Source organism: Pseudomonas rhodesiae, from assembly GCF_007858255.1.
GTDB classification, from domain to species: domain Bacteria; phylum Pseudomonadota; class Gammaproteobacteria; order Pseudomonadales; family Pseudomonadaceae; genus Aquipseudomonas; species Aquipseudomonas rhodesiae.
Map to the genome: position 1 here is coordinate 91,200 of NZ_VFEU01000004.1, position 25,874 is coordinate 117,073.

The 25,874-nt window shown below is 61.8% G+C and carries 23 protein-coding genes; 15 read left to right on the forward strand and 8 right to left on the reverse strand.

What is annotated here, in order from left to right; genetic code table 11:
• The first annotated feature begins 31 nt into the window (after positions 1-31).
• The 5 genes from alc to FIV35_RS07405 all read left to right on the forward strand — a co-directional run bounded on the left by alc (position 32) and on the right by FIV35_RS07405 (position 5,535).
• On the forward strand, positions 32-1,027 hold the full coding sequence (gene alc, locus FIV35_RS07385) for an allantoicase (RefSeq protein WP_034138801.1): 996 nt from the start codon (positions 32-34) through the stop codon (positions 1,025-1,027).
• 120 nt (positions 1,028-1,147) lie between these two features.
• Positions 1,148-1,651 (forward strand): ureidoglycolate lyase, encoded by a 504-nt coding sequence (locus FIV35_RS07390; protein ID WP_034099384.1) that lies wholly within the window; start codon positions 1,148-1,150, stop codon positions 1,649-1,651.
• A 51-nt stretch (positions 1,652-1,702) separates the two neighbouring features.
• A complete protein-coding gene (locus tag FIV35_RS07395; RefSeq protein ID WP_034099386.1) occupies positions 1,703-2,992 on the forward strand; it encodes a urate hydroxylase PuuD in 1,290 nt (429 codons plus the stop codon).
• A 178-nt stretch (positions 2,993-3,170) separates the two neighbouring features.
• Positions 3,171-4,517 (forward strand): nucleobase:cation symporter-2 family protein, encoded by a 1,347-nt coding sequence (locus tag FIV35_RS07400; protein WP_034138802.1) that lies wholly within the window; start codon positions 3,171-3,173, stop codon positions 4,515-4,517.
• 232 nt (positions 4,518-4,749) lie between these two features.
• The gene (locus FIV35_RS07405) at positions 4,750-5,535 is read left to right on the forward strand and encodes an outer membrane protein OmpK (RefSeq protein WP_034099390.1); all 786 of its coding nucleotides are present in this window, start codon (positions 4,750-4,752) and stop codon (positions 5,533-5,535) included.
• A gap of 57 nt (positions 5,536-5,592) precedes the next feature.
• On the opposite strand, the gene FIV35_RS07410 is transcribed toward FIV35_RS07405, so the two are convergent.
• Both FIV35_RS07410 and FIV35_RS07415 read right to left on the reverse strand, forming a co-directional pair.
• Complete coding sequence (locus FIV35_RS07410) at positions 5,593-6,732, reverse strand: patatin-like phospholipase family protein (RefSeq protein ID WP_034114686.1); 1,140 nt, start codon at positions 6,730-6,732, stop codon at positions 5,593-5,595.
• A 30-nt stretch (positions 6,733-6,762) separates the two neighbouring features.
• Positions 6,763-7,698, reverse strand: a complete 936-nt coding sequence (locus FIV35_RS07415; protein ID WP_034138803.1) for a lipid A biosynthesis lauroyl acyltransferase — start codon at positions 7,696-7,698, stop codon at positions 6,763-6,765.
• A 119-nt stretch (positions 7,699-7,817) separates the two neighbouring features.
• Here FIV35_RS07415 and minC point away from each other — a divergent pair, with 119 nt between their 5' ends.
• From minC to FIV35_RS07445, 7 genes are all read left to right on the forward strand, one after another.
• Positions 7,818-8,555, forward strand: a complete 738-nt coding sequence (minC, locus tag FIV35_RS07420) for a septum site-determining protein MinC (RefSeq protein ID WP_034099395.1) — start codon at positions 7,818-7,820, stop codon at positions 8,553-8,555.
• A 200-nt stretch (positions 8,556-8,755) separates the two neighbouring features.
• The gene (minD, locus tag FIV35_RS07425; RefSeq protein WP_034099397.1) at positions 8,756-9,568 is read left to right on the forward strand and encodes a septum site-determining protein MinD; all 813 of its coding nucleotides are present in this window, start codon (positions 8,756-8,758) and stop codon (positions 9,566-9,568) included.
• 3 nt (positions 9,569-9,571) lie between these two features.
• Positions 9,572-9,826: a cell division topological specificity factor MinE gene (gene minE, locus FIV35_RS07430; RefSeq protein WP_003175252.1), complete on the forward strand. Its 255-nt coding sequence runs from the start codon at positions 9,572-9,574 to the stop codon at positions 9,824-9,826.
• Positions 9,827-9,922: 96 nt separating this feature from the next.
• Entirely contained in the window at positions 9,923-10,558 is a 636-nt protein-coding gene (locus tag FIV35_RS07435) for an RluA family pseudouridine synthase (protein WP_034099399.1), read from the forward strand.
• Positions 10,559-10,728: 170 nt separating this feature from the next.
• A complete protein-coding gene (locus tag FIV35_RS07440; protein WP_034114690.1) occupies positions 10,729-12,018 on the forward strand; it encodes a M18 family aminopeptidase in 1,290 nt (429 codons plus the stop codon).
• A gap of 125 nt (positions 12,019-12,143) precedes the next feature.
• On the forward strand, positions 12,144-12,320 hold the full coding sequence (locus FIV35_RS29565; protein WP_016970148.1) for a hypothetical protein: 177 nt from the start codon (positions 12,144-12,146) through the stop codon (positions 12,318-12,320).
• 72 nt (positions 12,321-12,392) lie between these two features.
• A complete protein-coding gene (locus tag FIV35_RS07445; protein ID WP_034099403.1) occupies positions 12,393-14,558 on the forward strand; it encodes a mechanosensitive ion channel family protein in 2,166 nt (721 codons plus the stop codon).
• Between the two features lie 37 nt (positions 14,559-14,595).
• Here the strand turns inward: FIV35_RS07445 and FIV35_RS07450 are convergent, their stop codons facing one another.
• The 5 genes from FIV35_RS07450 to FIV35_RS07470 all read right to left on the reverse strand — a co-directional run bounded on the left by FIV35_RS07450 (position 14,596) and on the right by FIV35_RS07470 (position 19,572).
• Positions 14,596-14,820, reverse strand: a complete 225-nt coding sequence (locus FIV35_RS07450) for an MbtH family protein (protein WP_034099405.1) — start codon at positions 14,818-14,820, stop codon at positions 14,596-14,598.
• 83 nt (positions 14,821-14,903) lie between these two features.
• On the reverse strand, positions 14,904-16,298 hold the full coding sequence (locus tag FIV35_RS07455) for an aspartate aminotransferase family protein (RefSeq protein ID WP_034138804.1): 1,395 nt from the start codon (positions 16,296-16,298) through the stop codon (positions 14,904-14,906).
• A 382-nt stretch (positions 16,299-16,680) separates the two neighbouring features.
• Positions 16,681-17,448, reverse strand: coding sequence for an N-acetylmuramoyl-L-alanine amidase (locus FIV35_RS07460; RefSeq protein WP_034138805.1), 768 nt, complete (start codon positions 17,446-17,448; stop codon positions 16,681-16,683).
• A 124-nt stretch (positions 17,449-17,572) separates the two neighbouring features.
• Positions 17,573-18,895 carry an ATP-binding protein gene (locus FIV35_RS07465; protein ID WP_034114698.1) on the reverse strand — a complete coding sequence of 441 codons (1,323 nt, stop codon included), beginning with the start codon at positions 18,893-18,895 and terminating at the stop codon, positions 17,573-17,575.
• Positions 18,892-19,572, reverse strand: coding sequence for a response regulator (locus FIV35_RS07470; RefSeq protein WP_034138806.1), 681 nt, complete (start codon positions 19,570-19,572; stop codon positions 18,892-18,894). Before FIV35_RS07470 ends, FIV35_RS07465 begins: the two co-directional genes overlap by 4 nt.
• Before the next feature lie 177 nt (positions 19,573-19,749).
• Here FIV35_RS07470 and dsbD point away from each other — a divergent pair, with 177 nt between their 5' ends.
• The 3 genes from dsbD to dsbG are packed head-to-tail and all read left to right on the forward strand — an operon-like array spanning position 19,750 to position 23,065.
• Positions 19,750-21,477 (forward strand): protein-disulfide reductase DsbD, encoded by a 1,728-nt coding sequence (gene dsbD / locus FIV35_RS07475; RefSeq protein ID WP_034138807.1) that lies wholly within the window; start codon positions 19,750-19,752, stop codon positions 21,475-21,477.
• Complete coding sequence (locus tag FIV35_RS07480) at positions 21,477-22,328, forward strand: TlpA disulfide reductase family protein (RefSeq protein WP_034138808.1); 852 nt, start codon at positions 21,477-21,479, stop codon at positions 22,326-22,328. Before dsbD ends, FIV35_RS07480 begins: the two co-directional genes overlap by 1 nt.
• The gene (dsbG, locus tag FIV35_RS07485) at positions 22,304-23,065 is read left to right on the forward strand and encodes a thiol:disulfide interchange protein DsbG (RefSeq protein WP_034138809.1); all 762 of its coding nucleotides are present in this window, start codon (positions 22,304-22,306) and stop codon (positions 23,063-23,065) included. The genes FIV35_RS07480 and dsbG overlap by 25 nt, the downstream gene beginning before the upstream one ends.
• 63 nt (positions 23,066-23,128) lie before the next feature.
• On the opposite strand, the gene FIV35_RS07490 is transcribed toward dsbG, so the two are convergent.
• Positions 23,129-25,816, reverse strand: coding sequence for a hypothetical protein (locus tag FIV35_RS07490; RefSeq protein WP_052198989.1), 2,688 nt, complete (start codon positions 25,814-25,816; stop codon positions 23,129-23,131).
• Between the last annotated feature and the right edge of the window lie 58 nt (positions 25,817-25,874).

Here is a 25,874-nt window from a genome sequence, read left to right on the forward strand (position 1 = left end):
CCAGCCACTCTATCTAAGGCAGACAAGAAGAATGAAAGCGCAACCCGTACCGTTCGAAAAGTTCGTCAACCTGGCCGACGCCCGCTTGGGCACCAAGATCATCTCCGTGACCGATGACTGGTTCGCCGACGCCAACCGCCTGTTCCAGCCGACCCCGGCCGTGTGGAAGGAGGGCGTGTTCGACGACAACGGCAAGTGGATGGACGGCTGGGAGTCGCGCCGCAAGCGCTTCGAAGGTTACGACAGCGCGGTAATCCGCTTGGGCGTGCCGGGCTCGATCAAAGGCGTGGACATCGACACTTCATTCTTCACCGGCAACTACCCGCCGTCGGCTTCCCTGGAAGCCTGCTTCCTGGCCTCGGGCGAGCCGGACGAAAATACCCAGTGGACCGAAGTGCTGTCGGCCGTCGAGCTGCAGGGCAACAGCCACCACTACCATGAGATCAACAACGACCAGGCGTTCAGCCACCTGCGTTTCAACATCTACCCGGATGGCGGCGTGGCGCGTCTGCGTGTGTACGGCGTGCCGTTCCGGGATTGGTCGGCGGTGGGCGACAACGAACAGGTCGACCTGGCCGCGGCGCTCAACGGCGGCCGCGCCCTGGCATGCTCCGACGAACACTTCGGCCGCATGAGCAACATCCTCAACCCAGGCCGTGGCATCAACATGGGCGACGGCTGGGAAACCGCGCGTCGCCGCACGCCAGGCAATGACTGGGTGATCGTCGCCCTGGGCCATCCGGGCGAGATCGAGAAGATCATCGTCGACACCCTGCACTTCAAGGGCAACTACCCGGATACCTGCTCGATCCAAGGTGCTTTCGTAAAAGGCGGCACCGACAGCCAGATCGAAACCCAGTCGCTGTTCTGGCGCGAATTGCTGCCGGCGCAGAAGCTGGAAATGCACGCCGAACACACCTTCGTCGAGCAGATCAAGGCGCTGGGGCCGATTACCCATATCCGCCTGAACGTATTCCCGGACGGTGGTGTAAGCCGCCTGCGGGTGTTCGGCAAGGTCGCTAAATAAGCGGTGAACCCAATCGCGGGCAAGCCCGCTCCCACAGGGGAATGCATTCCAAATGTGGGAGCGGGCTTGCCCGCGATTGCAATAGACCAGACAAAACAGAACTCGGATAAGAAGACAGCCATGCGCACACTAGTGATCGAACCCCTGACCAAAGAAGCCTTCGCCCCTTTCGGAGACGTTATCGAAACCGACGGCAGCGATCACTTCATGATCAACAACGGGTCGACCATGCGCTTTCACAAATTGGCCACGGTCGAAACCGCAAAGCCGGAAGACCACGCCATCATCAGCATCTTCCGCGCCGACGCGCAGGACATGCCGCTGACCGTGTGCATGCTGGAGAGACACCCGCTGGGCAGCCAGGCTTTCATTCCGCTGCTCGGCAACCCCTTTCTGATCGTGGTCGCGCCACTTGGCGATGTACCTGTATCGGGCTTGGTCCGCGCCTTCGTCACCAACGGCAGGCAGGGCATTAATTACCATCGCGGCGTCTGGCACCACCCGGTGCTGACGATCGAAAAGCGGGATGACTTCCTGGTGGTTGATCGCAGTGGCACAGGCAATAACTGCGATGAGCATTTTTTCCAAGAGGATGAGCGGTTGATCCTCGCCCCCCACCAATAAGAGAAGGTCTGATCACCCGACAACAAGGGTGACAGGCGAGAGGTAAAGACTGTGGAAGCACATCTGTTGGAATGGCTGAACCTGAGCGTGCGCTGGGTTCACATGATCACTGGCGTCGCCTGGATCGGCGCTTCGTTCTACTTCGTCTGGCTGGAAAACAACCTCAACCGCGTCAACCCCAAGGACGGCCTGGCCGGCGACTTATGGGCGATCCACGGTGGCGGCATCTACCACCTGGAAAAATACAAACTGGCCCCGCCGACCATGCCGGACAACCTGCACTGGTTCAAATGGGAAGCCTATTTCACTTGGATGTCGGGCGTCGCGCTGCTGTGCGTGGTGTTCTACTCCAACCCGACCTTGTACCTGCTGGCGCCGGGCAGCAGCCTCAGTGGTCCGCAAGGCGTGTTGCTGGGCATCGGCTCGCTGTTCGCCGGCTGGTTCATCTACTCCTTCCTCTGCGACTCGGCACTGGGCAAGCGCCCTGCCCTGCTTGGTTTCATCCTGTTCGTACTGTTGATTGCCGCCGCGTATGGCTTCAGCCAAGTGTTCAGCGGGCGCGGCGCCTACCTGCATGTAGGTGCGGTGATCGGCACCATCATGGTGGGCAACGTATTCCGCATCATCATGCCGGCGCAGCGCGCGCTGGTGGCGGCCATCGCCGAGAACCGTACACCTGACCCGGCGCTGCCGGCCAAGGGCCTGCTGCGCTCGCGTCATAACAACTATTTCACCTTGCCGGTGCTGTTCATCATGATCAGCAACCACTTCCCGAGCACCTACGGCAGCCATTACAACTGGCTGATCCTGGCCGGTATCGCGGTGGCGGCGGTGTTGGTGCGGCATTATTTCAACACCCGGCACAACAGCCAGAAGTACGCATGGACCCTGCCGGTTGGCGCGCTGGCGATGATCTGCCTGGCTTATGTGACCGGCCCCAAGCCGGCCGAACCGATTGCCAAGGCGCCGGCGGCCATTGAGTACCAACCGTTGCCGGAAACCGCATTGGGCGGTGGCTTGAAACCTGCCGCGCCTGCGGCAACCGAACCCGCTGCCGCACCTGCGCCGGCCCAGGCGACCATTGATTTCGACAAGGTCCACGGAGTGATCCAGGAACGCTGCGCCGTGTGCCATTCGGCCAAGCCCACCAGCCCGTTGTTCAGCACCGCGCCGGCGGGCGTGATGTTCGATACACCGGCGCAGATCCAGCAACAAGCGGCACGCATCCAGGCCCAGGCCGTGGCCAGCCAGATCATGCCACTGGGCAACATCACTCAGATGACCCAGCAGGAGCGCGACCTGATCGGCACCTGGATCAACCAGGGGGCGCATACCAACTAACAGCCTGGTGCGACTCCAAAATGTGCGAGGGGGCTTGCCCCCGATAGCGGTATGTCATTCAAAACATCAGTGACTGAACCAACGCAATCGGGGGCAAGCCCCCTCCCACAGATGACTTGCAGTGGTTTAGAGATTGCGTTCCACACAATACAAAAATAAAAAAGATTCGAGGTGTTGCATGTCCCCGTTAGAACCGCAGACTCCTGCCGCGCCCGCCATGGTGCGGCTGCCCCTCTTGCAACTGATTCTGGTCGGCCTGCAACACGTCTTGTTGATGTACGGCGGCGCCGTCGCCGTGCCTCTGATCATTGGCCAAGCCGCCGGCCTGAGCCGTGAAGAAATCGCCTTCCTGATCAACGCCGACCTGTTGGTGGCCGGCGTCGCCACCATGGTGCAGTCGTTCGGCATCGGCCCCCTGGGCATCCGCATGCCGGTGATGATGGGCGCCAGTTTCGCCGCTGTCGGCAGCATGGTCGCCATGGCCGGTATGCCCGGTATCGGTTTACAGGGGATCTTCGGCGCCACCATCGCCGCCGGGTTCTTCGGCATGCTAATCGCGCCGTTCATGTCCAAGGTCGTGCGCTTTTTCCCACCGCTGGTGACCGGCACCGTGATCACTGCCATCGGCCTGTCGCTGTTCCCCGTGGCCGTGAACTGGGCCGGTGGCGGCAGCGCGGCGGCCACCTTCGGCTCACCGATCTACCTGACGATTGCCGCTTTGGTGCTGGCCACCATCCTGCTGATCAACCGTTTTATGCGCGGTTTCTGGGTCAACATCTCGGTGCTGATCGGCATGGGCCTGGGGTACGCTCTGTGCGGCGTCCTCGGCATGGTCGACCTTAGCGGCATGGCCCTGGCGCCGTGGGTGCAGGTGGTGACGCCGCTGCATTTCGGCATGCCCACCTTCGAGTTGGCGCCGATTCTGTCGATGTGCCTGGTGGTGGTGATCATCTTCGTTGAGTCCACCGGAATGTTCCTGGCGCTGGGCAAGATCACCGACCGCGAGGTCACGCCAAAGATGCTGCGTCGTGGCCTGCTGTGCGACGCCGGCGCGTCGTTCGTGGCCGGGTTCTTCAACACCTTCACCCATTCCTCGTTCGCCCAGAACATCGGCCTGGTGCAGATGACCGGCGTGCGCTGCCGCTCGGTGACGATCATGGCCGGCGCGTTCCTGATTGTGCTCAGCCTGTTGCCCAAAGCCGCTTACCTGGTGGCCTCGATTCCGCCGGCGGTGCTGGGCGGCGCGGCGATTGCCATGTTCGGCATGGTGGCGGCCACCGGCATCAAGATTCTCCAGGAGGCCGACATCGCCGACCGCCGCAACCAGTTGCTGGTGGCGGTAAGCATCGGCATGGGCCTGATTCCCGTGGTGCGCCCGGAGTTCTTCGCCCAACTGCCGCTGTGGATGAGCCCGATCACCCACAGCGGCATCGCCATGGCCACCCTCAGCGCGTTGTCGCTGAATGTGCTGTTCAACATCCTCGGGGGTTCCGAGCGAGCGGTCGCCGAGCACGCGCACACCTGAGCGTGCCCCATCATCGCGCTGTACGCCCTGTAACAGCGCGCTTGAGCCCAGGCAGGGTTATCAGTATTCTCCGCGCCCGCTCGAATCGATTGCTCTTCAACGCGTTGGCGCGGCTCTTGCTAAACCCATAAAAGCTGACCGATCAGACGATATTCACAGCGAACCAAAGGCGCCACATCAGAGCGCCTGCATTAGAAGAAAAACCAAAAAACTTTAACTCGGGAGCAACCGAATGAAACCTATGTTCAAAGGCCTGATGCTGGCGGGATCCCTGCTGGCCGGCGGCCAGGCCGTGGCCGGTGACTTGTTGCAGTGGCAGAACAACAGCCTGACCTACTTGTGGGGCAAGAACTTCACCGTTAACCCGCAGATCCAGCAAACGGTCACGTTCGAACATGCCGACGCCTGGAAGTACGGCGACAACTTCTTCTTTCTCGACCGCATCTTTTATAACGGCAAGGAAGACGGCAACGTCGGCCCGAACACCTACTACGGTGAGTTCAGCCCGCGCTTGTCGTTCGGTAAGATCCTCGACCAGGACTTGTCCTTCGGCCCGATCAAAGACGTGTTGCTGGCGATGACATATGAGTTTGGCGAAGGCGACAACGAGTCATACCTGGTCGGCCCAGGCTTCGATTTGAACATCCCCGGTTTCGATTACTTCCAGTTGAACTTCTACCAGCGCCAGACCGAAGGCAATCGCCCCGGCGACGGTGTGTGGCAGATCACCCCGGTGTGGTCGTACACGATCCCGGTGGGCAACTCGAACATCCTGATCGACGGCTTTATGGACTGGGTGGTGGACAACGACAAGAACGCCCGCGGCACCTACCACGCCAACCTGCACTTCAACCCGCAAGTGAAATACGACCTGGGCAAGGCGATGAACTGGGGCGAGAAACAGCTGTACGTCGGTTTCGAATACGACTACTGGAAAAACAAGTACGGCATCGAAGATTCCGGCGCGTTCAAGACGACTCAGGACACGGCGAGCTTCCTGGTCAAGTACCACTTCTGAGCGAACGCCCCAGGTCAGCGTGTGAGAGGGGCTTGCCCCCTCCCACCGTTAGATCGGCTACAGACCCAAGAATCGGGTGATCTCTTCACGCTTGGCCAGCGCATCTTTCCTGCCTAACTCGATCAATTCGCTGCAATACCCCGCCTCGAACAACAAATAGCTCAGCACCCCTGCCCCGCTGGTCTTGGTCGCACCCGGCCCGCGCAGGAACACACGCAACGCTGCCGGCATTTCCTGGCGATGCCGCGCGGCGATTTCGTCGATGGGCTGGCTGGGCGCGATGACCAGCACTTCCACCGGCGCCAGGCCGCGCGCCGCGCTGTCGGCCGGCTGCAAATGGCTGAACTGATTGAGGCGTTCCAGCAATTCGATATCGCTTTCCAGGCTGTCGATAAAGGTGCTGTTGAGCATATGCCCACCGATCTGGGCCAGGGTCGGTTGCTGCCCGGTAAAGGCGCGCTGCACCGCCGGTTCATTGCCCCGCGGGTTGCCGCTGACGCCCACCACCAGCACGCGGTTGGCGCCCAGGTGCAGGGCCGGGCTGATGGGGGCCGATTGACGCACGGCACCGTCGCCGAAATATTCCTGGTCGAGTTTCACCGGTGCAAACAGCAGCGGAATCGCCGAGCTAGCCAGCAAGTGCTCTACCGTCAGCTGGGTCGGCACGCCAATGCGACGGTGGCGCAGCCAAGCGTCGATGGCGCGCCCGCCCTGATAGAACGTCACGGCTTGCCCGGACTCATAGCCGAACGCCGTGATCGCCACCGCATGCAGGTGGTTTTGCCGGATGGCCTCATCGATGCCTTGCAGGTGCAGTTTGTCTTGCAGCAAATCGCGCAGCGGCGAGCTGTTGAGCAGCGCCACCGGCACCCGGCGGCCCAGGCCCAACAGGCTGTGGATCAGGAAGCGAGCGGCCTGGCGCACCACGCCGGGCCAGTCGCTGCGCAACACCAAGTGGCTGCGAAAGCCCTGCCAGAAGGCGGTCAGGCGCTCGATGGACGCGCGAAAATCCATGGCGCCGCTGGCCAGGCTCACCGCATTGATCGCCCCGGCCGAGGTGCCGACGATCACTGGAAACGGGTTGGGCGCCCCGGGCGGCAACAGCTCGGCAATCGCCGCCAACACCCCTACCTGATACGCCGCTCGCGCCCCGCCGCCGGAAAGAATCAAGCCTGTAACCGGTTCAGCTGGGCGCATCGCATCACTCCATTGGGGGAAAGGTCGTTCTTATCGACGGCGTTTTTCGTAAAGCTTGGGTTCACCCGGTGGCCGGCTCTTGAAGCGGCGGTGGGTCCACAGGTATTGCTCGGGGCATTCGCGCACGGAGGCTTCGACCCACTGGTTGATGCGCAGGCAGTCCACCTCGTCGCTTTCGCCGGGGAAGTCGGTCAGCGGCGGGTGAATCACCAGGCGGTAGCCACTGCCATCGGCCAGACGCTCCTGAGTGAACGGCACCACCAGCGCCTTGCCCAAGCGAGCGAACTTGCTGGTGGCGGTAACGGTGGCGGCCTGGATGCCGAACAGCGGCACGAAAATACTTTGCTTGGCGCCGTAGTCCTGATCCGGTGCGTACCAGATGGCACGGCCGGCGCGCAGCAGCTTGAGCATGCCGCGCACGTCTTCGCGCTCCACGGCCAGGGAATCGAGGTTGTGACGCTCGCGGCCGCGGCGTTGGATAAAGTCGAACAACGGGTTGCCGTGCTCGCGGTACATGCCGTCGATGGTGTGCTTCTGGCCGAGCAATGCCGCGCCGATTTCCAGAGTGGTGAAGTGCAGGGCCATCAGGATCACGCCCTTGCCATCCAACTGTGCCTGCTTGAGATGCTCCAGGCCTTCAACATGGGCCAGCCGCGCCAGGCGCTGACGCGACCACCACCAGCTCATGGCCATTTCAAAAAAGGCGATGCCGGTGGAGGCGAAGTTTTCCTTGAGCAGGCGCTTGCGTTCCTTGGCGGTTTTTTCCGGGAAGCACAGTTCCAAGTTGCGCGCGGCGATGCGGCGGCGTTCGCCGGCCACGCGGTACATGCCCGCGCCCAACAACCGACCGATGGTCAGCAGGGCGCGGTACGGCAATTGGGTCACCAGCCATAGGAGGCCGAGTCCCAGCCATAACAGCCAAAATCGCGGGTGAAAAAATACAGCTCGAAAACGCGGGCGATCCATTACAGATTCCGGTAAAGACAAGGGCCGCGCATTCTACAACGGTTCGACTCGGCTTGCGGCCAGTGAGTGTTCTCGTTATAAGTCTCGACACTTTTCGTGACAAGCCGCTTTTGCCGACCATGAGCCAAACCGAACCGCTAGACCAAGATCCCGTGTTCCAGTTGAAAGGCAGCATGCTCGCCATCACCGTGCTGGAACTGGCGCGCAACGACCTCGACGCCCTGGACCGCCAATTGGCCGCCAAGGTCGCCCTGGCCCCGAACTTCTTCAACAACGCCCCGCTGGTGCTGGCTCTGGACAAACTGCCCGCCGGCCAGGGCGCCATCGACCTGCCTGGTCTGATGCGCGTGTGCCGCTCCCATGGCCTGCGCACCCTGGCCATCCGCGCCAGCCGCATCGAAGACATTGCCGCCGCCATCGCCATTGAACTGCCAGTACTGCCGCCGTCCGGCGCGCGCGAACGTCCGTTGGATCCGACGGAAGGCGACGTAAAGAAAAAACCGGAAAAACCGCCCGAGCCGACGATAAAGCCTACAAAGATCATTACCACCCCCGTACGCGGCGGGCAGCAGATTTACGCCCAGGGCGGCGACCTGGTGGTGGTCTCTTCGGTCAGTCCCGGCGCGGAACTTCTGGCCGATGGCAACATCCATGTATACGGCCCGATGCGCGGACGCGCCCTCGCCGGTATCAAGGGTGACACCAAAGCCCGAATTTTTTGCCAGCAATTGACCGCTGAACTGGTGTCCATCGCCGGCCAATACAAGGTTTCCGAAGATTTGCGCCGCGACCCGCTGTGGGGGGCCGCCGTTCAGGTCAACCTGTCGGGCGATGTGTTGAACATCATTCGGCTTTAACGGATACTGCCGCATTTTCCAAGCATCTCTAGACTCTGATAGCACAGCGAAACCGGCAAGACTTGTGTAGGAATAACTGAAAGCTGGCGTTTCCCCGCGGAAACCACAGCTTTTTCCTACAGTAGCTGTCCGCCTGCAGCGAGTTCCAAGAGATGTTTTTCAGGGGCTGAAAAGTCCTTTTTCCTTAGGGGTGAAACACCTTGGCCAAGATTCTCGTGGTTACATCCGGCAAGGGTGGTGTGGGTAAGACCACCACCAGCGCCGCTATCGGTACCGGCCTCGCACTGCGCGGCCACAAGACAGTCATCGTCGACTTCGACGTCGGTTTGCGTAACCTCGACCTGATCATGGGCTGCGAACGCCGCGTGGTGTACGACTTCGTCAACGTGGTCAACGGCGAAGCCAACCTGCAACAGGCCCTGATCAAGGACAAGCGCCTTGAGAACCTGTACGTACTGGCCGCCAGCCAGACCCGCGACAAAGATGCCCTGACCAAAGAAGGCGTAGGCAAAGTCCTCGCCGAGCTGAAGGAAACCTTCGAATACGTGGTCTGCGATTCCCCAGCGGGTATCGAGACTGGCGCGCACCTGGCCATGTACTTCGCCGACGAAGCCATCGTCGTGACCAACCCGGAAGTCTCCTCGGTACGTGACTCGGACCGCATGCTTGGCCTGCTGGCCAGCAAATCCAAGCGTGCCGAAGAAGGCCAGGACCCAATCAAGGAGCACTTGCTGCTCACCCGCTACAACCCTGAGCGCGTCAGCAACGGCGAAATGCTCGGCGTTGAAGACGTGAAGGAAATCCTGGCCGTGACCCTGCTGGGCGTCATTCCAGAATCCCAGGCGGTGCTCAAAGCCTCCAACCAGGGTGTTCCGGTGATTCTCGACGACCAGAGCGACGCCGGTCAGGCGTACAGCGATGCGGTCGATCGCCTGCTGGGCAAGTCCGTGGAACATCGCTTCCTCGATGTCAAGAAGAAGGGATTCTTCGAGCGTATCTTTGGAGGCAACTAAACAATGAAATTTCTCGACTTCTTTCGCGCCAACAAAAAGCCAAGCACCGCGTCGGTCGCGAAAGAGCGTCTACAGATCATCGTGGCGCACGAACGCGGCCAACGCAGCACACCGGATTACCTGCCAGCCTTGCAGAAGGAACTGGTCGAAGTGATCCGCAAGTACGTCAATATCGGCAACGATGACGTGCATGTCGCCCTGGAAAATGACGGCAGCTGCTCGATTCTGGAACTCAATATCACCCTGCCCGATCGTTGATCGAACGGGCGGTCGCCACGGAGGCTGGGGCGTGCGGCTCCCTTTACGGGAAGCGGACGGCCCAGCCGCCGTTGGCGTTTGTTACGAGGCTGTTTAATGCCGTTGTCCAACATTCATATCCTCTACCAGGACGACGCGGTCCTGGTGGTGAACAAGCCGACCCTGCTGCTCTCGGTGCCTGGCCGCGCCGATGACAACAAGGACTGCCTGATCACGCGCCTGCAGGAAAACGGCTACCCCGAAGCTCGCATCGTCCACCGGCTGGACTGGGAAACCTCGGGCATCATCCTGCTGGCCCGCGACGCCGATACTCACCGCGAGCTGTCCCGTCAATTTCACGACCGTGAAACCGAAAAGGCCTACACCGCCCTGGCCTGGGGCCAACCGGCACTGGATAGCGGCAGCATCGACCTGCCCTTGCGCTACGACCCACCCACCAAGCCCCGGCATGTGGTGGACCACGAATTCGGCAAGCATGCACTGACCTTCTGGAAGGTGCTGGAACGTTGTGGCGATTGGTGTCGCGTTGAGCTGACGCCGATCACCGGGCGTTCGCACCAATTGCGTGTGCATATGCTATCCATCGGCCACCCTCTGTTGGGGGATGGCCTGTACGCCCACGAACAAGCCCTGGCTGCGTGGCCGCGCCTGTGCCTGCACGCGAGCATGCTCAGCTTTACCCATCCGCAAAGCGGCGAGCGCTTACGCTTCGAGTGCCCCGCACCCTTTTAAGTGGTCAACACAGGCAAATGTGGGAGGGGGCTTGCCCCCGATGACGGCGTATCAGTGACAGCTGTACTGACTGACACACTGCAATCGGGGGCAAGCCGTCTCCCACATTTGTTATGTGCACTTGCCGCCATCGAACGGTAAACTCCGCGCATTGCTGTCTGGAGCTATTTATGCGCGAAGCGTTGAATCAAGGCCTGATCGACTTTCTCAAGGCCTCCCCTACTCCTTTTCATGCCACCGCCGCCCTGGCCCAGCGCCTGGAAGCGGCCGGTTACCAGCGTCTCGACGAGCGCGAAACCTGGGCCACCGAAGCCAACGGGCGCTATTACGTTACCCGTAACGACTCCTCGATCATCGCCTTCAAGCTCGGCCGCCAGTCGCCGCTGCAGGGCGGTATTCGCCTGGTCGGCGCCCATACCGACAGCCCGTGCCTGCGGGTCAAGCCGCAGCCGGAGTTGCAGCGCCAGGGCTTCTGGCAGTTGGGCGTGGAAGTCTACGGCGGTGCGTTGCTGGCGCCGTGGTTCGACCGCGACCTTTCCCTGGCCGGCCGCGTGACTTTCCGCCGCGACGGCAAGGTTGAAAGCCAATTGATCGACTTCAAGCTGCCGATCGCGATCATCCCCAACCTGGCCATCCACCTCAATCGCGAAGCCAACCAGGGCTGGGCGATCAATGCCCAGACCGAACTGCCGCCGATCCTGGCGCAGTTTGCCGGTGACGAGCGCGTGGATTTCCGCGCCGTGCTCACCGACCAACTGGCCCGCGAGCATGGGCTCAATGCCGACGTGGTGCTCGACTACGAGTTGAGCTTCTACGACACCCAAAGCGCTGCGGTGATCGGCCTCAACGGCGACTTTATCGCCGGTGCGCGCCTGGACAACCTGCTGTCGTGCTACGCCGGCCTGCAAGCCTTGCTCACCAGCGACAGCGACGAAACCTGCGTGCTGGTATGCAACGACCATGAAGAAGTCGGTTCCTGCTCGGCCTGCGGCGCCGACGGCCCGATGCTGGAACAGACCCTGCGTCGCCTGTTGCCTGAAGGTGATGAATTCGTACGGACCATCCAGAAATCCCTGCTGGTGTCTGCGGACAACGCCCACGGCGTGCATCCGAATTACGCCGACAAGCACGACGCCAACCACGGCCCCAAGCTCAATGCCGGCCCGGTGATCAAGGTCAACAGCAACCAGCGCTACGCCACCAACAGCGAAACCGCCGGGTTCTTCCGCCATCTGTGCATGGCCCAGGAAGTACCGGTGCAGAGTTTCGTGGTGCGCAGCGACATGGGCTGCGGCTCCACCATCGGCCCGATTACCGCCAGCCACTTGGGTGTGCGCACCGTGGACATTGGTTTGCCGACATTTGCCATGCACTCGATCCGCGAACTGTGCGGCAGCCATGACTTGGCGCATTTGGTGAAGGTGCTGGGCGCGTTCTACGCCAGCCACGACCTGCCCTGATCAATGAGGGAGGGGGGCACCCCCTCCCTCATTGGGTTTTGCCTAAAGCTGATCTGCATCATCTGCACTTTCTGCAATCCGGCCTAGACTGGTCGATATTCCCCGTCAGACAAGGCCGTCGTTCCATGATTTCCATGTCCTCGTTCCACGCCATGCTTATCCCTATCCTGATCGGCATGATCATGCTGGCAGTGGGTTTCAACTTTCGCGACAAGCCCCTGGGTGTGTTCGGCATGTGGGTCGGCATGCTGCTGATCCTGGGCACCGTGGTGTACAAAATCCTCGCCAAACTGGCTGAATAAGAATTGCACTCGCATCTGGCATAGCGCCCTCGTACACTCGGTCAATTCGTCGTCTCCAAGGTTGACCGCCTCGTGCTTTCCCGTCTGTTTGCCCTGCCCTGCTCCCTGCTGCTTGCCCTGCTTATCCTGCTGCCGACCGCGCCTGCCTACGCAGCGGGCCTGCCGGGGCTGCTCAACGGCGGCAATAAAGCCCAACCCCAGGCCGAAGTACCGCTGGGGCAGTCGTTGGACGAGGTGATCAAAACCCTGGAGAACGACCAGCAGCGCACCCAACTGCTCAGTGACCTGAAAAAACTGCGCGCCGCCACGCAAAAGGCTCAGCCGGCCGCCGAGCAAGGCGTACTCGGCTTGATCGGCAGCACCTTGTCAGGCCTGGAACAGCAATTTTCCGGCAGCGACAGCCCACTGGGGCGTTGGTCCGATGAAGTCGATCAGGCCAAGGACGAACTTGAAGCCCTGATGCTGCCGGCCAGCGAATGGCTACCGATCATTTTCGGCTTTGCCTTGATTCTGGCGGTGTGGAGCCTGCTCGCCGCCGCGCTGATCTGGCTCAGCCACCGCGTGCGCGAGCGCTTCGGCCTGCCCGAAGAATTGCCGCAGCACCCACGCACCTGGGACATGCTGCGCTTTGCCCTGCGCAAACTCGGGCCGTGGCTGATCGCGCTGGTGATCACCGTGTACCTGAGCTACGCCCTGCCCTCGTCCCTGGGCAAATCCCTGGCGATGGTGCTGGCCTATGCGCTGGTGGTGGGCACCTGTTTTTCCGCAATCTGTGTGATTGCGTTCTCCCTGCTCGACGGCCCGCATCGCCATCGTGCGCTGTACATCCTGCGCCATCAGGCCTTTCGTCCGTTGTGGCTGATCGGCAGTTTCGCCGCCTTCGGCGAAGCCCTGAGCGACCCGCGTCTAATGCAATCCCTAGGGCAGCACTTGGCACACACCGCCGCGACCGTGGCCAATGTGATGGCGGCGTTGTCCACTGGGGTGTTTATCCTGCGTTTTCGTCGGCCGATCGCGCATCTGATCCGCAACCAGCCACTGTCGCGCCGCCTCACACGGCGCACCCTCAGCGACACGCTGTCGATCATCGGCACGTTCTGGTACTTGCCGGCGCTGTTGCTGGTGGGCATCTCGCTGTTCGCCACGTTTCTGTCGGCCGGCGACACTAGCACCGCCCTGCGCCAGTCGCTGCTGTGCACGGTGCTGCTGGTGTTGTGCATGGTGATCAACGGCCTGGTACGCCGCCATTCGCTCAAGCCCCAGCGCGGGCACAAGCGCCATGCGCTGTATTCCGAGCGCCTGAAGAGTTTTTTCTACACCCTCGCCCACTTGCTGGTATGGCTGGCGTTTATCGAACTGGGTCTGCGGGTCTGGGGCCTGTCGTTGATTCGCTTTACCGAAGGCGACGGCCATGAAATCAGCGTCAAGCTGTTCGGCCTGGGCGGCACGCTGCTGTTTGCCTGGCTGATCTGGATCCTCAGCGACACCGCGATCCACCACGCCTTGACCCGCTCGCGCAAAGGCCTGGCCAACGCCCGCGCGCAGACCATGATGCCGTTGATCCGCAACGTGCTGTTCGTGACCATTTTCATCATCGCCGCCATCGTCGCCCTGGCGAATATGGGTATGAACGTCACGCCGCTGCTGGCCGGTGCCGGTGTGATCGGCCTGGCCATCGGCTTCGGTGCGCAATCGCTGGTGGCGGACCTGATCACCGGCCTGTTCATCATCATCGAGGACTCCCTGGCCATCGACGACTACGTGGACGTCGGCGGCCACCTGGGCACGGTCGAGGGCCTGACCATCCGCACCGTGCGCCTGCGCGACATCGACGGCATCGTGCACACCATTCCGTTCAGCGAAATCAAGAGCATCAAGAACTACTCGCGAGAGTTCGGCTACGCGATCTTCCGCGTGGCGATCCCTTACAACATGGACATCGACGACGCGATCAAGCTGATCCGCGACGTGGGCCAGAAAATCCGCAACGACCCGATGCAGCGTCGCAATATCTGGTCGCCGCTGGAGATTCAGGGGGTGGAGAGCTTTGAGTCCGGCAGCGCAATCCTGCGCGCCCGATTCAAGACCGCGCCGATCAAACAGTGGGAAGTGTCGCGGGCGTTCAACCTGTCGCTCAAGCGTCAACTGGATGAAGCCGGCTTGGACCTGGCCACGCCGCGCTTGAGCGTGCAGGTGGTGACGGCGGCGTCAGGGCAGGAAAAAGACAAGAGCGTCTAACTCCCGATCCCATGGCGGGATCGGGAGGCGAGAGAGATCAACCGGCCAGTGCCGCGCCATCCATCTTCTGGCGCAGGCTCAACGGGCGCATGTCGGTCCAGACTTCTTCGATGTAGGCTAGGCATTCTTTCTTGAAACCGCTCTTGCCCACGGTACGCCAGCCGTCCGGCACAGCCTTGTAATCGGGCCAGATGGAATACTGTTCTTCATGGTTGACCACTACCTGAAACAGGATGTCGTCGCGGTCAAATACTGAGGTCATTGCTGTTCTCCATCGTTCAAAGGCTGGGCTGCGCACCACGCGCAGCATCGATATCTGTAGAAACGTAGCGGGCGCGCAAAAAATTAGAGACTGGCGACGGCTGCCGCCAGGGCGCGGCCGAAAATATCGGCCACTTGGTCGATTTCGCCGGCGGTGATCACCAGCGGCGGCAAGAAGCGCACCACGCTGGCGTGGCGACCGCCCAGCTCCAGGATCAAGCCGCGCTTGAGGCATTCGCGCTGCACCAACGGCGCCAACTGGCGATGCACCGGGGGGTGGCCCTGGCTGTCGAGCGCGCCGTGGGGGTCTACCAGCTCAACACCGAGCATCAACCCACGCCCACGGATATCCCCCAGGTGTGGGTAGTCGCGCTGCAACAGGCGCAGGTGTTCACCCAGGCGCTCGCCCATCGCCGCTGCGTGACCCGGCAAATCGTGGGCCTTGAGGTAGCGCATTACCGCCGAGCCCGCCGCCATTGCCATCTGGTTGCCACGAAACGTGCCGGCATGGGCGCCCGGCAGCCAGGTGTCGAGCCAGTCGCGGTACACCACCACCGCCAACGGCAGGCTGCCGCCGATAGCCTTGGACAGCACCACCACGTCCGGGATGATGCCGGCGTGTTCAAACGCAAACATCTTGCCGGTGCGACCGAAGCCGCTCTGGATCTCATCGACGATCAATGCCACGCCCGCCTGTTCGGTGATACGCCGCAGGCCGCGTAGCCAATCGAGGTCGGCCGGAATCACGCCGCCCTCGCCTTGCACCACTTCCACAATCACCGCCGCCGGCAGCAGCACGCCGGCTTCGGGGTCGTTGAGCAGGTTTTCCAGGTAATGCAGGTTGACCCGCACGCCCTCCGCGCCGCCCAGGCCGAACGGGCAACGGTAGTCATAGGGGAACGGCAGGAATTGCACACCATTGCCGAGCAGGGCACCCAGCGGTTTCTTCGGCCCCAGGCTGCCCATCAGGCTCAACGCGCCTTGGCTCATGCCGTGGTAACCGCCCTGGAACGACAACACCGTACTGCGCCCAGTGGCGGTGCGCACCAGTTTCAGCGCGGCTTCCACCGCATCGGTGCCGGTGGGGCCGCAGAACTGGATCTTGGCTTGCTGCGCCAGCTCAGCCGGCAGCAGGCCGAACAAGTCCTGCACAAACTGATCCTTGACCGGCGTGGTCAGGTCGAGGGTGTGCAGCGGCAATTCATCGCTCAGCACCTGCTGGATGGCGTCGATCACCACGGAGTGGTTATGCCCCAGCGCCAACGTACCGGCGCCGGCCAGGCAATCGATAAAGCGTCGGCCCTCCACGTCCTCCACGTAAATGCCCTTGGCCCGCTTCAGCGCCAGGGGGATACGCCGCGGATAACTGCGCGCATTGGACTCTTGCTGACGCTGGCGGGCCAGCAGCGGGGTTTCGTCGAACTGATAAAGCGTTTCATGCACTTGGGTATCTTCAATACGGCTGATAGCGACTGACATCTCTCGATCCCTCAATACGCGGATGATGGTGACCAAACTGCCGATCCGTTGGCGTCTGGCCCAAGGGCATGCGCACGGATTTCCTGTTCTGGAAACGCACCAGCGAGAAGAGGATTTAGGCGGCAGTGATGATTGCACCTGATAGCGGGAGATCAATCGGCAACTCTATTGGCTGATCCAGTGCCATCGGGGGCAAGCCCCCTCCCACATTGGGATGACCTTTGTTTTCGAAATGGAGCAATGGCTCGGTTAAAGTGAAATCGGTCAAAACTGTGGGAGGGGGCTTGCCCCCGATGGCCATAGGTATCTATAGATCTGCGGTGAAAACACAACCTGAGAAAATAAGGTTCTTGTGGTGACCAGGCTTGCCCTGCGCCGTGCTTCAGAGCCCGCGGTATTTTTCATTCAAGGCATACAGAATCGCGCAGGTCTCGGCATCCAGCACGCCTCGGTAGTCCCGTGGCCGAAAGTGCATCTGAAACGCCCGTGTCCGCGATTCGAACGCCTGGCGGTTCTGCGCCGGCTTGTAGCCGTAGCGCTGGAACGCACGCTCCACTTCCACCTCCGGAGGTAAGCCGACGCAGAAGCGGCGTTGATACATGGCCCGGGTCGACTCGTCGAACCAAGCGCCCAGGCCCGCCTCCGACAAGCGCTGCCACGGCAGTCGCGGCCCCGGATCGCTTTTGCGCCAGTACGCCACGTCGCTATGCCCGAGGATGTCCGTGGGTTCGATCTGCGGATAACGCCCCAGCACATCATGCAGCAGCGCAGTCAGCGCCTCGATCTGTGCTTCGGCAAACCCAGGAAAAACAAACACACCCGCCTCATCCCGCGCCAGGTTGACGATCTCGATGCCAATCGACCGTGCATTGAGGTTGTCGCGCCCACCCCATTGGCTGGCCCCGGCGTGCCAGGCGCACTGACGTTCGTCCACCAGGCGGAACACGCGCAGTTCCTCGTACCCGGCGGCGCGGTAGCCGGGGTCGTCGGGGTCGGGCAACAGGTAGTGGGCACTCACGGCAGCCTGGGTCAGGGTGCGCAGAGACGCGGCAAACGGCGCCGCGGTGTAATGCAGGATCACCTGCCGCACGGGCGCGCCGTTACGTTCGTTGCAGCCCGTGGCGGAAAAACTGGTGTCGATGACCAACATAAGAAGCATCCTTTTCAATTCAGGCCGAGTCTTTCGGCCCGTTCAAGCGCAAAAAAATTACCGCCATCCTGAAGCCTTCCACTTCAAGGGGGCGGTAACTATTTGGCACCGGAAAGAAAAGGGATCAGCGTCGCAGCGGCATGCCCAGCTCGACCCGCAGGCCATCGGGCTGGCTGTCGAAGTTCAGTGAGCAACCACAGCGCTGCACGATCGCCTGCACAATCGCCAGGCCCAGGCCGCAGCCTTCGCTGCTGCCGTTGCGCCAGAAACGCTGGGTGAGGTATTGCAGGTCTTCGCTGGAGATCTGCTCGCCATGGTCACGCACGCGGAACACTACCTTGTCGGCGTCGTTGAACAGGCTCAGTTCCACGCGGGTGTGGGCTGGGGTGTGGCGCAGCGCGTTGTCCAGCAAGTTGCGCAGCGCGGCCACGGCCAGGCCCACCGGCATGTCCACCGGGGCGCCGCAGAGGTTGTCCGAGAGGATCAGGTCGATGCGCCCGTTGTCGCCGGCGCTGGCGTCCTGGATTGCCAAGCGTGCGACTTCTTCGGCGCTGGACTGCAAACCATCGTCAAACGAGAGGCTACCTTCCACCCGCGCCAGCAACAGCAATTGTTCCAGGGTGCGGTGCAGGCGGTCGGCGCCCTCCTCGGCATGGGCCAGGGACTGGTCGCGCGCGGCGCCGTCGGTCATGCGCGCCACTTGCAGGTGGGTCTTGATCGCCGTCAGCGGGCTGCGCAGTTCATGGGCCGCATCGCCGGTGAGGCGGCGTTCGCGCTCGATGGTCTTGGCGATGCGCTGCAACAGTTGGTTCTGGGTGTCGAGCAGCGGCTTGAGTTCGCTGGGGAGCGGGTGGATCTGCAGCGGTTCGAGGGAGTCGGCGCTGCGCCGCATCAGCGCATCGCGCATGCGGTTGAGCGGCAGCAGGCTCTGACCGATGCCCAGCCACAGCAGGCACAGGCAGCCCAGCATCGCCACGCCCACCGGCACCGACGCCGCCAGCAGGATCGACAGGTTCAACGCTTCGCGCTCCACCTGACGGTCAGCGGTGGTGATCAGCAGGTCGCCACGGGACAAGGTAAAGCTGCGCCAACCCACACCGTCGATAACCTGATCGCGAAAGCCACTTTTGCGCGACTCCAGCCCTTCATCCGGGGTGGTGTGGCTGCGCGCGAGAATTTCCCCGCGCAAGGAACTGACCTGGCAGGCCATGCCGCCCGGCACATTGAGTTGTTCGGCACTGAAATGCGCACCGCCGCTGACGCTGGCCAGGCCCGGCATCTGCTCGGTCAACCCGGCCACCATGCGCGCCGACGCCACCAGGCGCTGGTCGAGGGAAAACATCATCTGGTTGCGCAGGTCATTGAGCATCCAGGCCGCCGCCAGGGCCCAGATCAATACGAACGCAGCGCCCAACTTGAAGGTCAGGCGCAGGCGCAGGCTTTTCACGACGCGTCCTCTCCCCCGTCCGCCGGCCCCAGGCGGTAGCCCAGGCCGCGCACGGTCTCGACGATGCCGTTGCCCAATTTGCGCCGCAGGTGGTGGATATGCACGTTGAGGGCGTTGCTTTCCAGTTCGTCATTGAAGCCGTAGACGCTGTCCTTGAGCTGCTCGCTGGACAGCACACGCCCCTTGTTGTGCAGCAACGCTTGCAGCAACGCCTGTTCCCGGCGCGACAGGTCCACCGGCTGACCGCCCAGAAAGGTTTCGCGGCTGCTGGGGTCGTAGGTCAGGCGGCCGTGTTCGATCAGGTTGACGCTGCGCCCGGCCACCCGCCGCAGCAGGGTTTGCAGACGCGCGGCCAATTCGCGCAGGTCGAAGGGCTTGAGCAGGTAGTCGTCAGCCCCGGCCTGCAGGCCGTCGACGCGGTTGGTCACCGAATCCCGCGCGGTGAGGATCAGCACCGGAATCTCCAGGCCCTGGCTGCGCTGTTGCTGCAATAGCTTAAGGCCGTCTTCGTCGGGCAGGCCGAGGTCGAGCACCATGATGTCGAAGGTCGCGGCCTTGAGCATCGCGCGCGCGGCCGCGGCCGTGGCCACGCGCTCGACCGTAAAGCCTTGGGCGGTGAGGCCGGCCACGATGCCGCTGGCGATCAGTTCGTCGTCTTCGCAGACCAATACGTGCATGGAGAACCCTTCGTCAAAGATGGGGGAGATTAAAGAACCAACCGATTAAGCGCGGATTATGCCGTGAAAAGATGCACCCTCAGATATTCCCTACACTTTAGAATAGCGCCCGGTTAATCATCGGTTAATCAACGCCACACATTGTGTGCCTCACTTGTATCGAACTAAGGCTTGACCATGCGGCTTCTGTTGACCTTTCTACTGGTGATGTTCGCCGGGTTCGCCCAGGCCGCGCCGGGTAACCCCTTCGACACCAAACCCGAGTTCCTCCCGGTGGGCAAGGCCTTCACCTTTACTTCCGAGCGCCTTGAAAGTGGCGAGACCCAGTTGTATTGGCAGATTGCCGACGGCTACTACCTGTACCAGCAACGCATGAAGTTCGACGGCCTTGCCGAAAAGCCCGTGCTGCCCCAGGGCGAAGCCCATAGCGATGAATTCTTCGGCGAGCAGCAGGTGTATCGCCAGGGCCTGGAAGTCAAACTGCCGGCGGGCACCACCGGCCAGGTCAAGCTGGGCTGGCAGGGCTGCGCCGACGCCGGCCTGTGCTACCCGCCGCAATCGATCACCGTGGACCTGGGCGGCAACCCGGCGGTAGCCGCCACTGCGCAGGCGCAGGATCAAAGCCTGGCCAGCGGCCTGCAACAACGCAGCCTGGGTTGGAGCCTGCTGGTGTTCTTTGGCCTGGGCCTGCTGCTGGCGTTCGCGCCCTGCTCGTTGCCGATGCTGCCGATTCTCGCGGGCCTGGTGGTCGGCAGCGGCGCCAGCCCGCGTCGCGGCTTTGCCCTGGCCGGCAGCTATGTGGTGTGCATGGCGCTGGTGTATGCCGCGCTGGGCGTGCTGGCCGCCCTGCTCGGCGCCAACCTCGCGGCGCTGCTGCAAACCCCCTGGATCCTCGGCAGTTTCGCGGCATTGTTCGTGATCCTGGCCCTGCCGATGTTCGGCTTCTTCGAGCTGCAACTGCCAGTGGCCCTGCGGGATCGTTTGGATAACGTCAGCCGCAACCAGAGCGGCGGTAGCCTGGTCGGCGCGGGCGTGCTTGGCGCATTGTCCGGCCTGCTGGTGGGGCCGTGCATGACCGCGCCCCTGGCCGGCGCGCTGTTGTACATCGCCCAGAGCGGCAATGCGCTGCACGGTGGGTTGATCCTGTTCGCCATGGGCATCGGTATCGGCGTCCCGCTGTTGCTGTTGGTGACCGTGGGCAATCGCTTCCTGCCCAAGCCGGGCACATGGATGAACGTGCTCAAGGGGGTATTCGGCTTCCTGTTCCTGGGCACTGCCGTGCTGATGATTCGCCCGGTGGTGGATGAAAGCCTGTGGCTCGGCCTATGGGGCGCGCTGGCGATGGTCATGGCCTATTGCGGTTGGCGCCTGGCCCAGGATTTCGGGCGGGTGGCCATGCTGTTCGGCGCCGGTTCCGTGGTGCTGGGCCTGTGGGGCGCGCTGATGCTGGTGGGCGCCGCCGGTGGCAGCGACGAACCGTGGCAGCCGTTGAAGGTGTACAACGGCTCGGGTACCGCCGCCGCGCCGACGGCCCACGACGCCTTCCTGACCCTCAACGACCCAGCCGCGCTGCAAAGCCAACTCGACAGCGCCAAGGCCCAGGGCCAATGGGTGCTGGTGGATTACTACGCCGACTGGTGCGTGTCGTGCAAGATCATGGAGAAACAGGTGTTCGGCCGCCCCGAAGTCCTCGCCGCCCTCAAAGATGTGCGCCTGTTGCGCCTGGACGTCACCGCCGACAACCCCGCCAGCCGCGAACTGCTGGGCCGCTACCAGGTGCCGGGGCCGCCAAGTTTCGTGTGGATCGGCCCGGACGGCCAGGAACGCCGCGCCCATCGCATTACCGGTGAAGTCGACGCGATGACCTTCCTGCAACGCTGGACCCAAGCCCGGGACGCCCTCTGATGCTGACCCTGACCATCGGCACCTTCGCCATCGCCCTGAATCACATCCTGCTGATCGGCGCGCTGATTCTCGCCACCCTGGTGGGTTGGCGCGTGGCCAAGCGTGGCGGTGAAAACCCGGAGTCGGTGCTGTTCAGCCTGTTTCTACTAGGCATGCTCACCGCCCGCATCAGTTTTGTGCTGATGTACTGGAGCTACTACCGCAACGACCCAGTGCAAATGGTCGACCTGCGCGACGGCGGTTTCCTGGCTTGGCCGGGCGTGGTCGCACTGATCCTCGGCGCCCTGCTCTACGGCTGGCGCCGCCCGGCGCTGCGCAAGCCGCTGAGCGCCGGCGTCATCACCGGCCTGCTGTTCTGGGGCATGACCAGCCTCTCATTGAGCGTGTATGAAAAAGGCACGCGCCTGCCGGACATCACCTTGCGCACTGCCAATGGTGACGTGGTGCAACTGGTCGACTACCAGGGCGGGCCGCTGGTGATCAATCTGTGGGCCACCTGGTGCCCGCCGTGCCGACGTGAAATGCCGGTGCTGGAAAGCGCCCAACGTATGCGCCCCGACGTGACCTTCCTGTTCGTCAACCAGGCCGAAAGCATGCAAAGCGTCAGCACCTTCCTCGCCACCCAGGGCCTGACCCTGGACAACGTCTTGTTCGACGCCAGTGGCCGCCTCGGCCAGGCCGTGGGCTCCATGGCCCTGCCGACCACGCTGTTCTATACACCTGACGGACGCTTGATCAACAGCCATCTGGGCGAGTTGTCCCAGGCCAGCCTGGCCCGTGCCATGGAACCGTTCGACACCGTCCCCACCGCCACAAGGAAACCGACATGCCCCGCCTCCGCCACCTGCTGACCCTGCTGCCGCTGACGCTGGCGGCCTCCCTGGCCCAAGCCGAAGACTGGCCGGCGCCGATCAAACAGATCGAAGCCAAGGGCGCCAAGATCATCGGCAAATTCGACGCCCCCAGCGGCCTCACCGGCTACGCCGCGCAATACCAGAACCGTGGCATGGCGCTGTATCTCACCGCCGATGGCAAACACGTGATCGCCGGCAGCCTCTACGACGCCCAGGGCAACGACCTGAGCAATGCGCCCCTGGAAAAACTGGTGTATGCGCCGATGGCCAAGGAAGTCTGGGCCAAGATGGAACACAGCAGCTGGATCCAGGACGGCGACGTTAAGGCACCGCGCATCGTCTACCTGTTCAGCGACCCCAACTGCCCTTACTGCAACATGTTCTGGGAACAGGCGCGACCTTGGGTCAAGGCCGGCAAGGTGCAACTGCGCCACATCATGGTCGGCATCATCCGCGAAGACAGCCCCGGCAAATCCGCTGCGCTGCTGGCCGCCAAAGACCCGCAAAAAGCCCTGGAAGAACACGAAGCCGCCGGCAAAGGCAGCAAGTTGCAGGCGTTGGCCAAGATCCCGGCGGATATCGAAGCCAAGCTCGATGCCAATATGAAGTTGATGGATGAACTGGAGTTGTCGGCGACGCCGGCGATTTTCTATCTGGATGACAAAGGCGGGTTGCAGCAACAGCAAGGTGCGCCGTCGCCGGATAAGTTGGTGAAGATACTTGGGCCGAAGTAACGCCTGCCAATATAGAGAAATGCCCGCAATAAGCGGGCATTGCGGGCGTAATGGAACAGCCGGTTACAGCTCCCTTACGCGGATGTTATCAACCGCGTAATCATTACCTATCCCTGTAGCCACATGATTGTAGAGAGCTAACATCATGGTCGTGGCAGTGGCGGAAAACGTACCTTTAAGGGTTTGCCAGCTCTGACTTGGAATAAGCACCGGGCCCACCAGGGTTCTGCCATCCACCAACAGTGACACCTGCGGTACGGCTGGAGCATCGTTGACACGCCGAATTGAAATACTGAACTCATAATCAGCGCCAAGCTCCAGGCCAGAATAATCTCGCTTCAGGAAAACGCCCTGGGAATTGTTTGTATACGTCCAGTTGTACAAGAACCAGTTGTCTCCCTCCTGCTTGATCACCAAATCCCTTGGATCTGCCGCTGCAGGTCCCTTGACCCAATGGTTCCAGTTGCCGTTATCGAAGGTTGTCAGGTCATCGAACGGCAGTCGCATGACCAACACTCGCGTCGGGCATACCACTGCATTGCTATCATTCGCGCTGCCATCCGGTGTCACGCTGAACGTGAACGTCATTGGGGAACGATCCTTTGCCTTTTCCAATTCGCTGCGCAATAAGGGGTTCGCTACACCCGCTTTCGCCTCGTCAGCAGTGAGCGTCTTGGCCCCGTACACCATAAACGAGTAAGGCGCTCCGTCTTTTTTCGTGCCCTCCGCTTTCAGCCAACACTTCTGCCCCGCCCGCAAGAACCACATCGGGTCTTCCAGCGAGTTGGCATTTCCCGCAAACGTACGCAGATCCAAAATGGCGTTTTGAGTCCTGGGTGGCGTAGCTTCCAGCACGTTCGGCGTTTCCAGGCGTGTCGGCAAGCTGATCGTCAAGTTCAACAGCGTTGACGTCTGTACCTTGCATGCCGTGGTGACGGTGTAGGTGATCGGCACTGTTTTGCCCATGCTTTCGATCACCGCTTCCGCCGGCAAGGCAAAGCTGACAGCTTCACCCGTGCTTCCTGGTTTGGAAGGCAGTACCCAGCACGTGCCATTTGGCTTTTTCCAGCAGACACTGATGCTGTGTTGGGGCCCGATACCGACGTAATTCACTTCGACATGCACGCCATTACGCCCATTCCAGCCAATCAGGTTGGAACCCACCGCTTCGGACACTGCGGGGGCAACCAGCGCCAGCGGTTCCTGCTCGATCTTGTAAGTCTGAACCGGAAACTCATAGGCCTGTGCAATGTCGCTGACATCACAAAAACTCACCGCAAAGTGCAGCTCGAAACGACTGCAATCGGCCAGCAATTGCAGCTGCCGTCTTGGAATAGTGGCTTCGACACCCTCGGCCTTCCAATCGTCCGTAACCGGTGCCGCCTTCAAAATATCGAACCGGTAAGCATCACCGCCTTCGTGTTCTCCAGTGATCCACATCCAGCAAGCGTTCGAGCACTCGGCATAGGCCCAGACGGGCACTGTCGCGGTGGCGGCGCCTGTAAAGGTACTCAGGTCCAAATCATCGTTCGTGGCCTCTTCAATTCCCGGGTGGAGAAACTCAGGCACCGAAACATTCACGAGCCGGGAGGGCGATTGCTGCGGCTCATCCCCATTGGGAAACTGCACCGTGTAGCTCAACTTCATCGAGGTGTCGAAGAAGCACGCGATTGCACAGGACGACAGTTTGACGGACGCCGGAGCTCCATCATTCGCGATGGTCACGCAGCCCAGCGGCTCGGGCTCATAACCGGACCCGCTGAGAGAAAAACACACGCGGTCGCCGGCATAGGTATCCAACTGAGGGGTGTCTACGTCCCCGCCCGCCTCAGTGAGTCTCGGGTTGAGCCACCATTGGTCCTCGAACGCCACCGACTGGCGCAGGTGTGGAGGCTCCAGCTCCAGTCCGGGGTCCACGATCAAAGCCGCCGTGCGACGACGTTGAACTTCGAGCGCGTTTCTCGGCAGCCGTGTTTCAAGGTGAGGGGGGACATCCGCTGGCGGTTCGGCCGGCAAACCGCTGGTGATCCACGCCGACTGCAGGGTGATCGTCCGCCAGCGCTTGCGGCGCGCCAGCCATCCGCGAGCAATCTGCGGACGCAAGACATAGCCCGCAACCGCCTCCTCGGCCGTGAGCACATGGTCGTAAATCACCGTGTAAAACACATGGGGGATGGCGTCCTGTTCGGTTACCGCGGTGCAATAAACCTTGTCTCCGGCTTTGGCCAGAGGATGCACCGGCACCAGCACCGTCTCGTTGCCGGTGTGGTCCTTCATGTCATAGGTCGGTGTGTTATTAACGTTTTCTTCGTGAAGCAAACGCGGGGCAAGGTCTTCACTTTCACTGGCAGGGTAAAACGATATTCCCACCTCCTTGACCAGCGAAGCGGCTACCTGACCTTGTGATTTGCCCTTATATGAGACCAGCAGCGTGAAGCCCATGGTCTTCGTCAGGTAATCCAACGGGATCTTAATCATGCGGGCGCCTGAATTGCCGCTGGAATCCACGATGTTTTCGAGCTTCAGCTCAGGCGCCTCCTTGGCACTGAACATGACGGTGATCGGCGAACTGTCCATGCGTGCGTCTACCGTCAGATAGGTACCGGGCATGTCGGAGGGTACAACGGTGCCATCCACTTCACTGGAAATTGATGGGGCATCGACTTCCACGGCTTTGGGCTTGGACGCTTTGGTGGGTTTTGCAGGAGCGACGATTGAGGAGGATGCAGGTGCCTTATTTTCTTTAGTCATGACAAAAGCTCCGTTCTAAGGGGTACGTCCCGAACCTTTCGGGATTAAAGCTCCCCCC

Excerpts from the sequence above, each read along its gene's own strand:
- dsbG (WP_034138809.1), top strand. The coding sequence starts at position 22,304 with ATGCCCCGCCTCCGCCACCTGCTGACCCTGCTGCCGCTGACGCTGGCG.
- FIV35_RS07390 (WP_034099384.1), top strand. The coding sequence starts at position 1,148 with ATGCGCACACTAGTGATCGAACCCCTGACCAAAGAAGCCTTCGCCCCT.
- FIV35_RS07490 (WP_052198989.1), bottom strand. The coding sequence starts at position 25,816 with ATGACTAAAGAAAATAAGGCACCTGCATCCTCCTCAATCGTCGCTCCT.
- minC (WP_034099395.1), top strand. The coding sequence starts at position 7,818 with ATGAGCCAAACCGAACCGCTAGACCAAGATCCCGTGTTCCAGTTGAAA.
- FIV35_RS07415 (WP_034138803.1), bottom strand. The coding sequence starts at position 7,698 with ATGGATCGCCCGCGTTTTCGAGCTGTATTTTTTCACCCGCGATTTTGG.
- FIV35_RS07410 (WP_034114686.1), bottom strand. The coding sequence starts at position 6,732 with ATGCGCCCAGCTGAACCGGTTACAGGCTTGATTCTTTCCGGCGGCGGG.
- FIV35_RS07435 (WP_034099399.1), top strand. The coding sequence starts at position 9,923 with ATGCCGTTGTCCAACATTCATATCCTCTACCAGGACGACGCGGTCCTG.
- FIV35_RS07440 (WP_034114690.1), top strand. The coding sequence starts at position 10,729 with ATGCGCGAAGCGTTGAATCAAGGCCTGATCGACTTTCTCAAGGCCTCC.
- FIV35_RS07400 (WP_034138802.1), top strand. The coding sequence starts at position 3,171 with ATGTCCCCGTTAGAACCGCAGACTCCTGCCGCGCCCGCCATGGTGCGG.
- FIV35_RS07460 (WP_034138805.1), bottom strand. The coding sequence starts at position 17,448 with ATGTTGGTCATCGACACCAGTTTTTCCGCCACGGGCTGCAACGAACGT.
- alc (WP_034138801.1), top strand. The coding sequence starts at position 32 with ATGAAAGCGCAACCCGTACCGTTCGAAAAGTTCGTCAACCTGGCCGAC.
- dsbD (WP_034138807.1), top strand. The coding sequence starts at position 19,750 with ATGCGGCTTCTGTTGACCTTTCTACTGGTGATGTTCGCCGGGTTCGCC.
- FIV35_RS07470 (WP_034138806.1), bottom strand. The coding sequence starts at position 19,572 with ATGCACGTATTGGTCTGCGAAGACGACGAACTGATCGCCAGCGGCATC.
- FIV35_RS07405 (WP_034099390.1), top strand. The coding sequence starts at position 4,750 with ATGAAACCTATGTTCAAAGGCCTGATGCTGGCGGGATCCCTGCTGGCC.
- minE (WP_003175252.1), top strand. The coding sequence starts at position 9,572 with ATGAAATTTCTCGACTTCTTTCGCGCCAACAAAAAGCCAAGCACCGCG.
- FIV35_RS07450 (WP_034099405.1), bottom strand. The coding sequence starts at position 14,820 with ATGACCTCAGTATTTGACCGCGACGACATCCTGTTTCAGGTAGTGGTC.
- FIV35_RS07455 (WP_034138804.1), bottom strand. The coding sequence starts at position 16,298 with ATGTCAGTCGCTATCAGCCGTATTGAAGATACCCAAGTGCATGAAACG.
- FIV35_RS07480 (WP_034138808.1), top strand. The coding sequence starts at position 21,477 with ATGCTGACCCTGACCATCGGCACCTTCGCCATCGCCCTGAATCACATC.
- FIV35_RS29565 (WP_016970148.1), top strand. The coding sequence starts at position 12,144 with ATGATTTCCATGTCCTCGTTCCACGCCATGCTTATCCCTATCCTGATC.